At 66.5% G+C, this 14,445-nt stretch carries 11 protein-coding genes and 2 pseudogenes; 6 read left to right on the forward strand and 7 right to left on the reverse strand.

Annotated elements, in window-relative coordinates:
- Nucleotides 1-234: hypothetical protein (locus tag ABZ656_RS50470; RefSeq protein WP_360278401.1), on the forward strand; the 234-nt coding region annotated here is incomplete at its 5' end.
- A gap of 509 nt (nt 235-743) precedes the next feature.
- Nucleotides 744-953 (forward strand): annotated as a pseudogene (locus ABZ656_RS50475) (integrase core domain-containing protein); the annotation flags it as partial.
- A gap of 452 nt (nt 954-1,405) precedes the next feature.
- On the opposite strand, the gene ABZ656_RS50480 reads toward ABZ656_RS50475, so the two are convergent.
- The 7 genes and pseudogenes from ABZ656_RS50480 to ABZ656_RS50510 all read right to left on the reverse strand — a co-directional run.
- A complete protein-coding gene (locus ABZ656_RS50480; RefSeq protein WP_360278404.1) occupies nt 1,406-1,609 on the reverse strand; it encodes a hypothetical protein in 204 nt (67 codons plus the stop codon).
- Nucleotides 1,606-2,853 (reverse strand): hypothetical protein, encoded by a 1,248-nt coding sequence (locus tag ABZ656_RS50485; RefSeq protein WP_360278407.1) that lies wholly within the window; start codon nt 2,851-2,853, stop codon nt 1,606-1,608. The genes ABZ656_RS50480 and ABZ656_RS50485 overlap by 4 nt, the downstream gene beginning before the upstream one ends.
- Nucleotides 2,854-2,856: 3 nt before the next feature.
- Nucleotides 2,857-3,294, reverse strand: a complete 438-nt coding sequence (locus ABZ656_RS50490) for a hypothetical protein (RefSeq protein WP_360278410.1) — start codon at nt 3,292-3,294, stop codon at nt 2,857-2,859.
- Nucleotide 3,295: 1 nt separating this feature from the next.
- Complete coding sequence (gene mycP, locus ABZ656_RS50495; protein ID WP_360278413.1) at nt 3,296-4,603, reverse strand: type VII secretion-associated serine protease mycosin; 1,308 nt, start codon at nt 4,601-4,603, stop codon at nt 3,296-3,298.
- Between the two features lie 2 nt (nt 4,604-4,605).
- Nucleotides 4,606-6,312 (reverse strand): hypothetical protein, encoded by a 1,707-nt coding sequence (locus tag ABZ656_RS50500; RefSeq protein WP_360278416.1) that lies wholly within the window; start codon nt 6,310-6,312, stop codon nt 4,606-4,608.
- 60 nt (nt 6,313-6,372) lie between these two features.
- Nucleotides 6,373-6,933, reverse strand: coding sequence for a hypothetical protein (locus ABZ656_RS50505; RefSeq protein WP_360278419.1), 561 nt, complete (start codon nt 6,931-6,933; stop codon nt 6,373-6,375).
- Between the two features lie 263 nt (nt 6,934-7,196).
- Nucleotides 7,197-7,355: pseudogene (locus tag ABZ656_RS50510) on the reverse strand (integrase); the annotation flags it as partial.
- Between the two features lie 1,231 nt (nt 7,356-8,586).
- Here ABZ656_RS50510 and ABZ656_RS50515 point away from each other — a divergent pair.
- The 4 genes from ABZ656_RS50515 (at nt 8,587) to ABZ656_RS50530 (ending at nt 14,401) form a co-directional block, all read left to right on the forward strand.
- Complete coding sequence (locus tag ABZ656_RS50515; protein WP_360278422.1) at nt 8,587-10,554, forward strand: FG-GAP-like repeat-containing protein; 1,968 nt, start codon at nt 8,587-8,589, stop codon at nt 10,552-10,554.
- A gap of 336 nt (nt 10,555-10,890) precedes the next feature.
- Nucleotides 10,891-11,424: a hypothetical protein gene (locus tag ABZ656_RS50520; protein ID WP_360278425.1), complete on the forward strand. Its 534-nt coding sequence runs from the start codon at nt 10,891-10,893 to the stop codon at nt 11,422-11,424.
- A 52-nt stretch (nt 11,425-11,476) separates the two neighbouring features.
- Nucleotides 11,477-13,045 carry a S1 family peptidase gene (locus ABZ656_RS50525; RefSeq protein ID WP_360278428.1) on the forward strand — a complete coding sequence of 523 codons (1,569 nt, stop codon included), beginning with the start codon at nt 11,477-11,479 and terminating at the stop codon, nt 13,043-13,045.
- A 210-nt stretch (nt 13,046-13,255) separates the two neighbouring features.
- Nucleotides 13,256-14,401, forward strand: coding sequence for an ALF repeat-containing protein (locus ABZ656_RS50530; protein ID WP_360278431.1), 1,146 nt, complete (start codon nt 13,256-13,258; stop codon nt 14,399-14,401).
- The last annotated feature ends 44 nt before the right edge of the window (nt 14,402-14,445 follow it).

The following is a 14,445-nucleotide window of genomic DNA, read 5'->3' on the forward strand; positions in this document are numbered from 1 at the left end:
TTCTGGGTTGGCGGACGCCGGCCGAGGTCTTCGAACAGCAGCTACGCTCGCTGCAACAGCCCGGTGTTGCAACGACTGGTTGAACTCGCCCAATATGGTTCGGCCGCCTTCGCCGAGGTCTGCCGTCGGCACGGCATCCGCCGCAGCATGGGCCGCGTCGGCTCAAGTTATGACTGTCAGTCTTTTCGCACCGGATCCCGCAAGGATCGGGTAGCCCCGGCTGAGGCGGTCTGACTCTTGCTTATGACTGACCCCGTGAGTGTCCTGGCGTTGATCTGTCGACCGCCCGGCCGGGCACGCAGCAAGCGCTGCCGCCGGACGGACGTGACCTGATAGGCGCCTGGAGCCGACTCGCCAAAGCGTCCCCGTGACAGTCCTGTCCGTCCGACCGGCGACAGCGTGAACCCCACGCTACCGACCGGAAGGAACTCCGTGCAGACCAGCGAGCAACCCAGGTCCGGGCACGTCGTGATCGGCGTCGACACGCACAAGCACGTGCACGTCGCAGCGGTGATGGACACAATCGGCGGAATACTGGACACCCTCACGATTCCCACCGACACCGGCGGCTTCCAGCAACTGACGGACTGGGCAGGCTCGTTCGGGAACATTCTGGCCTTCGGGCAAGACGAAACGCGAGATCATCAGATGCCTCAAGCGCTACGTCATTCGCGAGGTCTACCACCTGCTTCGGCCGGCCCCACGGACGGCCTCCGCGGCCAGTTGACAACTATAGGAGTGTCAACGCCCTCGCCGAATCGTTCTTCCAGGGCCTCAAGCGCGAGTTGCTGCACGGAAGGCGCTGGACCTCGAAGGCGCAGACACGGCTGGAGCTGTTCAGGTGGCTGTCGTACTACAACCGGCGCCGCCGCCACTCCGCCCTCGGCTACCTCGCGCCAGCCGAATGCGAACAGCAATTGATCACGTCACATACGCTGTCACTCGTCGCGTGAAACCCGGTGTCCACCCCCGGGGATCAACCTCACGACAGATCATGATGCCGCCCGACCGCCGTTCACGTGAAGACCATGGAGCGGTGCGGTGGCAGCGGGCCCGTCACCGACGATCAAGCTCCTGACCTGGCCGGATGATTTATCGGCACCCGCAGTGTCATCTGAGGAGTCCGACAGCGATAAAGAATGCTCCTAGCGGGATCCAGAACCCACCCACGATGCGCAAGGTTTTTGGGGTGGCGGTTCCAACGGTGGGGTTCGTTCGGGAGAAAACGCGGAAAGCATACTCGGCAGCTCCGCCGACATTGAAAGAGAAAGCCACGCCGAACACCAGGAAGATGACCCCGACTACCGTAAAGAACATTAGTTCTCTTTCTTTGCGCCCCTATCCAAATGACGCCTACACGGCGGCGTCCCGGCGTCAGCTGCATGCAGAGCGGGCTGAAATGGACTCAATCCAGCAAGTCCAGGACGAAAACTGCGCCGCCCACGAAGATCCACGCCCAGCCCATGATCCGGAGTGTGCCCGAGCCTCCGATCATCGGCATGAAGCGGGATCCGTACTGGTATGTCCGGTCCGCAAGCCCCCTGATGTTCAGGGCGAAAAACCAACCAGCCACGAAGAAGAACAGCGGTACCGGGTCGATGCCATTCACTTTTTGTCCGATCCGATCTCTGTCTGCCAACGCATCTTGGCGTCACTGTACCCGCCGTTGATCTCGGCGCCCAGACCGGCCCCGATCCCATACGTGACTGCGTTGACACCCTCACCTTTGGAGTTAGTTGTCCCGACTTCTGTCTGATGACTCCCGAACGCACCGATGCCAGCCTTGAAGGAGCCCCCCTTATCCCACCCCTTTCCTGTGAGCTGACCGATGTCATCAGCGTTGCTGTAGAACTTTCCTGCCGTTGCAGAAACACCGAAATCGACACCAGACGAAGAAACGGATTTTGATGTCAGGATCCCGATCTGCGTTTTTCCGTCCGGAGTCTGAGTTTCCGCCAAAGAGATCTGAGCTCCTACGCCTCCGCCACCCCAACCGATACCCACACCAAAGGTGATTCCCTCCGTCTTGTTGTAGCCGGTGGCACCGGCGACGCCGTCAATCAGTGTTCCTACGAGCTTTGTCCCCAGGTCGCCACCAGGCTGCTGCGAAAATATCTGAACTCCCTTGCCGATACCCCGAAGGATGGTCGTCAGGGTTCTATCGTCCTCCTTCTTCTTTTTCTCTTGCTCGGCTTCTGCATTCTGTTCCGCTTCTTCTTTCTTCACTTCCGTTTCGTATGTCGCTATGTCGCCGACTGCCGCCCCGTTGAAGCTATCGCCTTGTCCCAGGGTTTGGAATATCTGCGTAAGGAAGTCCCCGACGCCAGCCGCCTCGCGAAGCGCGCGTCCGACGACCTGGTCCTCGTCGTCGACCGCCTGCACGGCGTCCTTGATCTTCTTCGTCCAGGCGGCCTCGGCGTCCTTCACCTGCGTCACGTACTTCGGGTAGTCCGGGTCGTGTCGCATCGGGGTGAGTTTGCTGAAGTCATAGACCGCCTCGCCCCTGCTGTTGACGGTCATCTCGTCCTTCTCCGCCTGCTCGACCAGGTTCTTCACGTGGCCGATCAGCTGAGAGAAGCGTTCATAGGCGTCCCGAAGAAGTGAGGCGATGGCGCGCGCTTCCGTCTCCGCGTCGGTGAACTGCTTACGCGTGTTCGTGAACCGCGTGCGAGCCGCACCAGCGCTGATGCCGGCCCAGGAGCCGTCGTTCGCAATGGACTCCACCTTCAACCCGTACAGACGCCCCAGGTCGTCGAAGCCGCCGGCCATGTCATCCCAGTCCTTGGCCGCCGTGATCAACACACCGAGGTTGATGGTGACCACGTCCTGATAGGTGAGCTTGCCCGTCCCCATCTCTTAACCCTCCCCTCGGGGGTCGCGTCCCACGTTGATCTGCGCTATCTGGCTCCTGACGCCGAGGTCGTGATACTGGAAGCCCTGATGGGTCTTCTCCAGCGCCTTCTGGTCTTCTCCCAGACGCCCTTTCAGGCCCTTGACCTGTAGCTCCCACTCCGCGTGCGCCGCCTTGAGCCCGGAGCCGGTGTTCCAGCCACTGAATTCCCGGGCCGCCGTGGACGAGGACTCGTCGGCGTGGCTGCCGGCCTTGTCCGTGTCAGGCTGGATGAGCTCCCGCAGCGCCTTGACCGCAGCCTTGTTTCCCGCCTTGTTCGTCTTCAGGTCCGGTGGCCCGCCGGTGCCGCCTCCGGCCGTGTCGGCAGCGCTGTCCAGTCGCATGCCTTCCTGCCTGCGGGCCAGCGCCTCGGCCTTCAGCTGCTCCCACTCGTCCCACGCCATGTCAGGGCCTTCCCCCGTGGTTACCGTCTCCGTACGGCCAGGCGGTCTGCCCGGGCCCTGGCGGCACAGCTGCTTGAGTGTGGGCGGTCGCTGCAGCGCGTCGTCGCCTGCGTACCGCCCCGGCAGCAAGGACCGCACCAGTGAGCACAATGATCCCGGCGCCGGCGAGAATCCACGGTGTCGGTGAGCTGTCGCCGGGAGAGTCGGACGCGGTAGCCGACGGCACGTGCTCTTGGTTCGTCGAGGTGGATCCCGCCCCGTCGGGTGATTTCGACGCGGCTTGATTGAAGTCGGGCAGCGGGTACACGTCAGCCGGGCCGGGGTCGCCGGGGTCCTTCAGCGCGATGCGCGGGCGCACGGTTCCGTAGCCGAGATAGTCAGTGCGCTCCTTGCCGTTCTTGGGTTTGCTCGCGGTGTTGAGCATGACCCGCAGGACCTGGTTGTTCGTCCAGTCGGGGTGCTTGGACCAGATCAGGGCGGCGGATGCGGAGGCGATGGCGGTGGCGTCGCTCGTGCCGTGCGTCTTGCACAGTTCCGTGCCGCCGAGGCAGGCGGCGACCATATCCTCGCCCGGTGCGACCAGATCGACCTGAGGGCCGTGCTGGGACTCCTTGGTCGCCTTGACGTTTCTGTCGATCGCTCCGACGCCAACCACACCGGGAGTCGCCGCGGGGTACTCCAGTTCGTTGAGGCCAGCGCCGTCGTTGCCCACCCCGGCGAAGATCAGCTTGCCCTTGGACAGCGCGTAGGTGATGGCCTCGGTCAGCTTCGGCGAATGGGCGGTGCTCGCCTGCGAGATGTTGATGACCTGGGCATCCGAATCAGCCGCGTACCGGATGGCCTTGGCCATGTAGGTGGGGTAGTCGTCCGGGTTGCCGTCGCTACGGCTCTGCTCGATGAAGTCCGGGATGCGGATCGGGAGAATCTTCGCTCCTGGGGCCAGGCCGTAGGAGCCCGTCGCCTGGCCTTTGGCTCCGGTGCCGGCGATAAGGACGGCCATGCTGGTGCCGTGGCCGTCGTAGTCCGAATGTTCGTCCCCGGGGTGCCTGGAGTAGTTCTTGCCTGACAGGACCTGGCCGTGTAGGTCGGGGATGTCGTCCTGGACGCCGGTGTCGATTACGGCGACCGTGATGCCCTTGCCGGTGCTGGTCTTCCACATCTGCTCGGCCCGCATGGCGTCCAGGTACCACTGCTGGTCGCGGACGGTGTCGGCGTGCGCGGGCGTCACAGCGGCGCCCGCCAACAGGATGCCGGCGACGGCTGCCACGATCTGGCCGTACCGTATGGCCTGCTTGCTGCGGGTGCGCATGGTCATCCTTCTCGTCGTGCGTGTCCGTCGGGACCGCTGGGCAGGCGGGGCTCGGGGCGCGGTTCGGGAGTGCTCGGTCGGCCGTTTTCGTCCTCTGCCCTCTGATTCGTGCGGTTGCGCGACCGCTCGTCACGGGCGGAGCGGTCACCACCGTACGGGGCAGGGGCGACGGCGGAGGCACCGCGGGCTGTTCCGCCGCTCTGCGGCCGTGCGCCGTCTGCGCCCGATCCCCGTACGAGTCCGGCGCGCCCTGAGGTGAGCCCCGCCCGTCCACGCTGTCGGGGCGTCTTGGGCTGCCCGCCGAGGATCCCATCGGACTGTTCAGGCAGGCGGGCGCTCTTCGCCGCGCCTTCAGGGCTTGCCATGCGGCCGTTGGCGCGGGACGGTGTGCGGCCAATGCGGGATCCTGCTGGCGCGGTGCCGCGACCCACGGGGGGCTGCTGTTCGCTCGGGGTACCGCCGATAACGGTGCCGCGTGGAATCGCACCAGCAGATCGTCCGCTCGTCGGCGAGAAGGGGCGGCCGCCGGTGATGCCGTTGGTGCTTCTGGCCGCGCCGGGAACGGCCGGCCCGCGGCCAGGGACTGGCTGGCTGCCCGACATGCCAGGGCCGGTGGGGCCAGTAAGTTCGCGCCCGAGTACGCGCGAACCTCCCGAAGCGCCCGCGCCGGGCGGCGTGGGCAGAGGGCCCCGGCTTCCGTACACGGGCCGTCCCTCAATTCCCCGAAGGCCGGGCGGAAACGTCGTCGTACCGGCCCCAAATGCGGGCGGCAGTAGCCCGGTCGGCGACGACGTCCTGCCGTCCACACCGCCTGCGCTCACGGAGGGCGCCGAACCGGACCAGGGAACCGTCGGAGCGGACGGCAGCGTGCTGACGCTGTCGATCGCAGTGTTCGTTGTGTCCGGCAGGCGTCGTGTGGTCGCATCCGGCACTACCGGCGGGTCCGTCATGTGGTGGCGTACGGCTACCTGTGGCGCGGGGCTCGCTCCGCTTGAACTGGTGCCCAGGGCGGCCTTGTGCCCAGACGACGCCTGAGCTTGTGTCATCACCCCCTGGCCTGCCGCGGTGCCGGAGGACGGGGCAGAAATGTGGGTTCCGCCATGAATCTGGGTCGGCACGAACTGTTTCGGCAGCTCCGGAAACTCGGGCGCTTGCAGCGCGTCGATCTGCTCCGTCGAGACGGTGTACGACTGGGCCAGCTTCATCATCTGCCCGGCCGCCTCGGCGCTGTGGTTGGCGTACTGGGTCTTGGCCTTCGTCACCTCGGAGTCCGTCGGGCCGCCATCGTGGTTGCCGACGTCGGTCGCCTTTGCCGCGTGCGCGTCGAGCACCGACCGTGCGGTGGCACTCTGCTTCCGCAGGATCTCCAGCTGGGGCTTGACCTCGTGCAGCGTGTCCGCCGCGTGGCCCAGCCACTTGCCCGCGTTCTCGCTGTAGTCGCCCAGGCCCAGGGTGGCGAGGGCGGCCTGGTGGATCCACTTCCGGAACGCCTCGCCGCCCTCGCCGTCCCACTCGACCGCCAGGCTGTGGGTCCGCAGATCGGTGCCGATTTCCTTGATCGTCTTCGCGGCCTCGGTCAGGAGGTCGCCGAGGTCCGTGGCCGTCGCTCCGTCCGCAGGATCGACCATGGCCCACAGCTCTTCGGGGTCGTGGGCCAGGAACCGGGTCTCTTTGACCATCTGCCAAGCCCGGCTGCCCAGATCAGACATGGCGCTGCCCCGCCTTTTCCGTCACGGGTACGGTGCTGCCGCTCATCGCCGGCATAAACATCACAGGCCACCGGCTTCCGCGTCCGTCGACTTAGAGCCCTGTCGGTCAGGGTCCGGTCCGTTCGACCCGCTGCCGGTGTGTGCTTTGGCTCCCTGCCCCGCCTCGTCGACGACCAGCTTGTCCGCCTCGATCCGGATCCGGCTCAGGCGGCCGCGGATGTCGTCGTCGAGGTTGTGATAGCCGGTCTTCGACGCGTCGACAGTGACGACCAGTCCCTCGATCTGAAGCGCCAGCATTTTGGACAGCTTCTCCAGCTGGGAGTGGACCCTGGTGTACGACGCGTGCAGCGCGTCGGCCTCGTCGAAGTCGCCCAGACGCCCCGTTGGCAGGGCACCGTCCGCGATCCTGCGCGGCGCGGCCTTGGACTTCTCCAGCTGTGTCAGGAGGTCATCCACCCGCTTCTTGAAGGTGGTCAGAGTCTCGCCCTCGACCCGCAGAGCCTGTGCCACGGCGGCACCGACACCCGCGAAGGGCCCGATGCCCGAAGCCGCCATCGCTCCCGCAACCGCGCCCAGCTCAGCGGCAGTTGCCTGCGGATCTCCCGTGCTGTCGACCGCCACCAACATCCTCCCCCGTACGGACAGCTTCACCCTGAGCACGTTGGGGCGCTCACGGGCAATGCCTCTGACATCCCGGCCTGTAGCAGAAGCAACTCCCGCAAGATAGCCGTGATCTTGTGTCTTCGCGGAATCCTGGTGCCACCGCGGCGTGAGGCTGGCTGAAAGCGTGGAGCAGGTGTCGCTGGTTCCAGATCAGGGTGCGGTCCAGTAGCTCGCGCCGGCAGGTCTGCACCCTGCGGGTGCCGATAAATCGTCCGGCCTGGTCAAGCGGCATGTCGGTACTCGTGCAGCGTCCCGCCGAGTCGGTCTCGTCGGCGGACATCCAGGTCCTCGATCTGCATTGGCAGGTCGATCGGTTCGGGTATCGGGCGCAGGGGAGCGGCTTGCTTCAGCGTTCGGTGCGGTCGATGCCAGTTGTAGAAGTGTCCTTGCCGAAAATGTCATCCGTGCACGTCATGCGGCATGTTCGTACTCGTGGAGGATGCCGCCGAGTTCAGGGTCGACCCCATCGCTGTATCCGCCGCTGTATTACCTGACGTCACGTCATCTGTCGTCATCCCTGGTTATCCGTACCAGTGCTGGATCGGTGCTGAAACCGGCTGACGGTGCGTCAGCTGGATTTCCGGCAGACCGGCTGCGGAATCCGTAGCCGACGGGCCACGGCGGGGCGGCTGGTGCCGACGGTGGGGTGTCGGCACCGTCACCCGGAGCGTTGCGTCGGGGCGCCGTAGGGCCCGTTATGGCGGGTGGTCGTCGGCCGGGTGGTCGTCGGCCGGGTGGGCGCTGGCCGCAGGTTCGAGTCCTGGGCGGGGGACGCGGGGCATGGGAACGGGGAAAGCCGCTGGTCAGGGGCGGGTAACTCGTGATCCAGACGGTTGTCCGATTGAACCGGTAGGCGGTCGGCGCTTGGCTGCAGGCTCGAGTTCTGTCGGCGGCGGCCGAATCACCGTTCAGCCGTTGTCGGGGAGTTCTGCCGGACAGACGGGGCCGTTGTGATTTCGGGTGTGCGGGTAATGAGGTGGTGAGAATCTGGTGTGGTCCCGTACGCGGCGGACAGTGCCCGGGCGGTGGTGGATGCGTTGTCCGCGCAGTTCACGAAGCGGTTGACGGTCCGCACAAGGTCTGTCCTGGAGATCAACGCAACGCTGCGTTTGCGATCTATGACCTCTAGTATTGGCGTATGTGTTCGAACGGCCTCTGACCAAGGCCTGGTTGAACACAATCCGGGAGCAGCCGCTTCAGGATTCGTGCGTCGCCCATGGCGGCGAATGAGCGGCGGACGCCGCTGGGGGAACGACTTGTCCATCAACGACAGTCCGCGGGCATACCGGTCCGCGAAGGCGTCACCGCGACTTAGCAGCAGTCCCGCCGCTGCCTGTTCGTTGAGCGCCACGGGTGCTCCGGCCTGGGCAGCAGCGGAAGCGACTGCTTTCCACCCGTGACGGCGGTGAGGGTCGCCGTCCCCACCGGGTGACCGCGAGCCGCGGCAGCGGCGACTGCTGACCCCAACCCACCACTGGTACGGCCGCTGCCTCGGGCACCGCGGCCAACACCGTGGCTTCCTGCTGCTTTCCTGTCTGCCGCGCCCGGCCCGGCGATTGCGGGCCGTTACAGGCATCCCTGCTTCCATGCATCACCTAGTGGAGTCTTGCTGTGCACCGATTGCGCACGCTGAGTGCGGTCACCGCCGTTCTGTGCGGCCTCCTCCTGGCCGGCGACCCCGGCGTGGCGACCGCGTCTTCTTCCTCTACGACTCAGGCGAGACGTGTTTCCGCAGCTGTCCCGACAGCAGCCCGGAATGCATCGCGCCACCGCCAGAGCCCTGGCAGCGCGGCGAACAACGGGCAACACCGCTCCTTAGGCCATCCGCCGGTGCCGTCGGCGTCGTCCGGGGCGACACGGCCCGCTGATCCGGACGGGGATCCGGACTGGACGGCAGAGGATGCCATCCGGTTCTGGACGCATGACCGTATGGCGGCGGCAATCGACCCTTCCGGCCGTCATGCCGAACCGGCGGGACGCGCGTCAGCTCGGGGCGGTCCGGCAGTCAAGCCGGGCGCCAAGCCGGCCGCTGACACCGCCAAGCACTTTGCCGGGATCAAGTCCGTCGGGGTTCTCTACAGCGGAAGCGGCCCTGAGACGCACTCCTGCACCGCCAGTGTGGTCGACAGTTCTGGGCACGACCTGATCCTGACCGCCGGGCACTGCAAGAGTGCCCATGGCATGTTCGTCCCCCGGTACGACAGCGGGAAGTCCGCCGACGCTCAGCCGTTCGGAGTCTTTCCCGTCCAGGAGTGGTTCCGCGACTCCCAGTGGGCGGCGGACGAGAGTGTCAACTCCGACCTGGACTTCGCCTTTGCGCGGGTCGGCACCTACCAGGGCAAGAAGGTCCAGGACGTGGTCGGAGCGAACACGGTGGCCCGCACGCCGGGATTCACCAGCAACGTCACTGTCATCGGGTATCCGATGAGCACATACGACAGGGCAGACCGGGCGGTGAGCTGCCCGACCAGAACCAGCGTGCTGGCGGGGTTCAACCAGATACGCATCGACTGTGCCGGCATGTGGGGAGGCGTCTCCGGCGGCCCGTGGTTTTCCAGAGTCGACTTGAGCGGCTCAGGTACCGGGGAGATCGTGGGCAACGTCGGCGGCTGGAACGGCGGTGGTCCTGATGTGCCGGCCAGTGATCCGCTGTACAACCGGATCACGTACAGCCCCGTGTACGGCGACCGCTTCTTCCAGCTGTACAGCGATGCCCAACGCGGTGGCCATACCGATCACGGTCCCTACCAGCAGCCCGCGCTTCCCTACTCCATGGGCACCTGGGACACCTGGCGGAACGCGCGGCTCCTGGCTTCCGGGGATTTCCGGGGTACCGGACACAGCGACATGATCGCGGTGTGGAGTGATGGCCGGGCCACCTTGTACCTCGGTGACGGCAAGGGAGGTTTCGTCTCCGAGCAGCAACTCCTGGCTCCCAACGGAACGTGGACCCATGCGCAGACCATCACCGCGGGAGACTTCGCCGGATCGAAACAGTCCGACCTGATGGTGCGCTGGTCCGACGGCGAGGCCACTCTCTATGGCGATGTCGGAAAGAACGGGCTGAATACTGCCGGCACCCGGATGATCGGTCCCAATCAGACATGGACCCATGCCACGCAGATGACGGCCGGTCGCTTCACCGCGGACGCAGCTGCCAGGGATCTCATCGTGCGTTGGTCCGACGGTGAACTGACCCTTTACACCAACGTGAGTGCCGGTACTTTCGGCAAGGAAAATCAATTGAAGGCGCCCAACCCCAGCTGGAAGGACGCCACTACCCTCACCAGCGTTGATTTCTCGGGAAGCGGAAGGCGGAATCTCATGGTCCGCTGGTCCAACGGCGCAATCGACACGTACCCGAGCATCACCACCTCCGGCCTGGGAGACGCCACCCGCCTTCAGAGTCCCACTAACTTGTGGACCGGCGACCTGGCCATGACCGCCGGGAACTTCACCCCCGATGACCGCACCGACGACCTCGTCGTTCGACGGCCCGACGGCGGAATCACCCTGTACTCGGACACCAGCTCCACCGAACTCGGCACGGAACACATGCTCGTCGCACCGGCCCCCTGACCCGACACTCACCGACCACGAACGTCCTGGTTTCCCTTTGTATCGGTCATTCATCACTGTCAAGCGAATTAATAGAACGCGCACGTACAGACTGGGGCGATGTCATGCGACGTAGCGCCGCGGACCCTGGGCGCCGGCCATTGGGAGCCGGTTGCGGTGGCGTGTTTTCGCCTTGCCGTGAACGCTCTGACCCGGTTCTGTGAATTACCCGTGAGTATGGTCACGTTGTTTTCTTTCTGACGCCGTTTTAGGCTCACGGCGACCTTTATTTTTGCTTTACGTCTGTGTGTGGGGGGCTGCGGATGTGCTGTCACCCATGCCTGGAAAGGATTTCGGGTGACTCCTCGTATGCGCAGGATGCTCGCCGTCGCGGGGGCTGCTGCACTTGTGGCGCTTGTCGGCGCACCGGTGCTGGCCTCTGCCGACCCAGGGCCGCCACAACCGACAGGCGGTTCCGCGGGGGCCACACCGCCGTCCGCGGTGGAGGACTTCGCCTACCCCAACGCGGACCGGATTCAGCGGGACCAGGGCATCAAGTTGATCAAGGGCGACGGACACATCACCCTCTCCACGTGTGACGACTCCCTCCAGCAGATCAAGGTCCTCACCGTGCAGGGCCAGAGCGGCGACGTGCAGGGCGCCTACTGCTTCAAGGCCACCGCGAAGATCGGCTACCTCGCTCTTGAACTCCCGCGTGTCTTCGCGCTGGAGACCGCCGACCATCCGATCAGCGCCGACCTCCGGCCGCAGGCTGACCCCTCGGCGCCGGCGAAGACGGTGAACGTGGACAAGAACGGCTACCAGAGCGTCGGTGAGGGGGCCGCCGGTGGTGCACCCGCCGTCCTGCTGGAACTGCGCGTCACCGGCTGACCGGCCCACCTGCGTCCTATCACCCCAATTCGACACGACCACGAGGAACTTCATGTCTGGCTCCCGTCCGCGCACCCCGTGGACCAGCGGTCTGATCGCTGCCGCGACGCTGGCCGCCGCCGGCCTGTCAATCACGCCCGCGACCGCCATATCGGGCCCGCAGGCACCCGACGCCTTATCTGCCGCCATCGCCAAGCTCGACATCGGGGGAGCGCGCGGCTGCTCGGCCACGCTCGTCGCCCCGCAGTGGGTGCTGACGGCGGCGAGCTGCTTCGCCGACACCCCGGGCGGAACCGTCTCGCCCGGCGCGCCGAAGCTGAAGACGACGGCCACCCTCGGCGGCGCCGCCCAGCAGGTGGTGAATCTCGTTCCCCGCACCGACCGTAACGTGGTCATGGCCCAACTGGCCAAGCCCGTCAGCGGCGTCACCCCCATCGCGGTGGCCGGCACCGCGCCCGGTGCCGGGGACGAGGTCCAGGCCGTCGGATACGGGCGCACGCACGACGAGTGGGTGCCCGACCAGGTGCACGCGGCCGCGTTCACCGTCCAGAGTGTGGGCGCCACCACCGTGGACCTGGCGGCGAAGTCCGACGGGGCCGCGATCTGCAAGGGCGACACGGGCGGTCCCGCGCTGAGCACCGCAGCCGGCCACACCCAGATCATCGGCGTCAACAGCCTGTCCTGGCAGGGCGGTTGCCTGGGCACCGACCCGGCCGAGACCCGGACCGGCGTGGTGGACGCCCGGGTCGACGACCTCGCGGGCTGGGTGCAGCAGGTCGCCTACAGCACCACCTTCGCGAGCGCCCCGTGGAAGCACGCCGAGCAGATGACCGCCGGCTACTACACCGGCGGCTCGGCCGGCGGCTCCCGCCGCATGGACCTGATCGTCCGCTGGGACGACGGCGAGGTCACCCTCTACCAGGGCGGCGATGGCAACGACCCCGCCCACCCCTTCGCCGCCGAATACCGGCTGGCAGCCCCGAAGGGCATCTGGGCCAAGGCCCTCTCGCTCACCAGTGTCAACGCCGGCGGCGGCACGGACGGGCTCGTCGTGCGCTGGATCGACGGCGAGATGACCCAGTACACCACCGTCGATGCCAAGGGCTTCCACGGCGAGAAGCAGCTCGCCCCGCCGAACACCGCCATCTGGAAGAACGACGCGCGGCTGCTGACCGGCGGCCGCTTCACCCCCGCAGGCCACCGCGACGACCTGCTAGTCGCCTGGAAGGACGGCCACGTCTCCCTCTTCAGCGACCTGGCGGCCAACGGGCTGAACAAGCAGACACAGATCGTCGCCAAGAACACCACGTGGCCCGCCGCCGAGCAGATCAGCACGGGCTCGTTCACCGGCCAAGGCACCGATGACCTGCTGGTGCGCTGGATCGACGGCGAGACCACGATCTACCCGGGCCTGACCGGCAAGGGCCTGCCCGCAGAGATCAAGATCCGGCCCGCAAAGTCGAACTGGGCCGACGCGACCGTGGTGACGGCCGGCGCCTTCACCACCAACACCGTCGCCGACGACATCCTCGTCCGCTGGAGTGACGGCCACGTCAGCCTCTTCCCGGGCGCGGACGCCAAGGGACTGCACGACGAAGTACAGCTCGCACCAGCCGGCTGACATAACCGCGGACGGCATTCGGGTTCTACGCCGGCGGAGGGACCGCTCCCCCTTCGCCGTGCCTCTGATCGCCCGACAACGCAGGCGAATCCCGCCATCCCCAGCAAGCGCACCAGTGACCTAATGATGGGATTCGTCGCCATATCAACTTGCCGGATGGCGTGAGGCGCACGCTCACAGCCGGGGCCGCGGCGATGTTCCTCCCCGTGAATGACGGCGATTCCCCTACCTCTTCAGCGGGCATCGGCATTGGCTGCTGACTCCCGAGACAACAAACGATATGAGAGACAGTTGAGAAGTTCTAAACCTGCCGGTATCGCCGTGCGAACGATTTCGCATGCGATACGCATGATCTGTCTGATTCTGCTGCCCATTGGGCTAGCCGCCGGTCTGCTCGCAGGCGCCCCCACGCGTGCTCTGGCAGACGGTACCCCCGGCGGTGGCGGCGGTGTCGGCACCGCCGAGTTATCAGACCGTGCTCGGGTACTTGACCTGTGGTCGACGGGCGGCCCCGAGGTGCGGGCCGCTGCGGAAGTCGCGCTGATCGGCAGTGACGACGACGTACGGCACTTCCTCGACACGGCGAAGGATGCCACGTTCCAGGACGAGCGCGTGTCCGTCGCCCAACTCGCCAGTGTGGGCGGGCGGAATCTACAGGAGGCCGCCCGCAAAGCTCTGGACGGAACGCAAAACGGCCTAGAGGACTTCCTGGACGAAGGCTGGCAGGATCCGCTGTTTCAGGATCAGCGGGTTCAGGTCGCGCAGATCATCGATGCGGGCGGCCCGGAGGTCCAGAAGGCTGGACAGGCCGCGCTGAACGCGACCCCGGGTGACGTCAAGGCGTTCTTGTCCACCGGTCAGTACGATCGGCGGTTCCAGGACGAACGGGTCCAGGTCGCGCAGATCATCAGCGCGGGCGGCCCGAACGTGGCGGCTGCCGGCCGGATCGCGTTGAACGGTACGGCGGACGACATCCACGAGTTCCTCCAGGTCGGCCAGTACGTGGCGCGCGCCCGTGACCAAGAGCACGCCACGGTCGCCCAGCTGGCGGCCAGGGCCAAGGAGGCCGGCAGTAAGGCGGCCGCGCAGACCAAGGCGGCCGAGGACGCCTCCGCGCGTGCCGTAACCGCGGCGAAGCTGGCCAAGGAGGCCGCGCAGAAGGCGGCGGCCGAGACCCAGGCAGCGAAGAACGACTCCCTGCACGCCGCCTCGGCGGCCGGCCGTGCGGCGTCCGCGGCCAAGCAGGCCGCGGAAGCCGCGCAGGAGGCGATCGACGCCGCCGCCGCTGCCAACAACTCTGCCCGGCTGGCGGCGAGTGGCCACGGGCCCCGCCGGCACCGCACGTCTCAGGCCTAACCGGTTCACGTATCAACCTCGTACCGGTCCACGCCATCTCTCCA

Origin of the sequence: Streptomyces sp. NPDC007095 (assembly GCF_040634475.1) — a bacterium.
GTDB lineage: Bacteria > Actinomycetota > Actinomycetes > Streptomycetales > Streptomycetaceae > Streptomyces.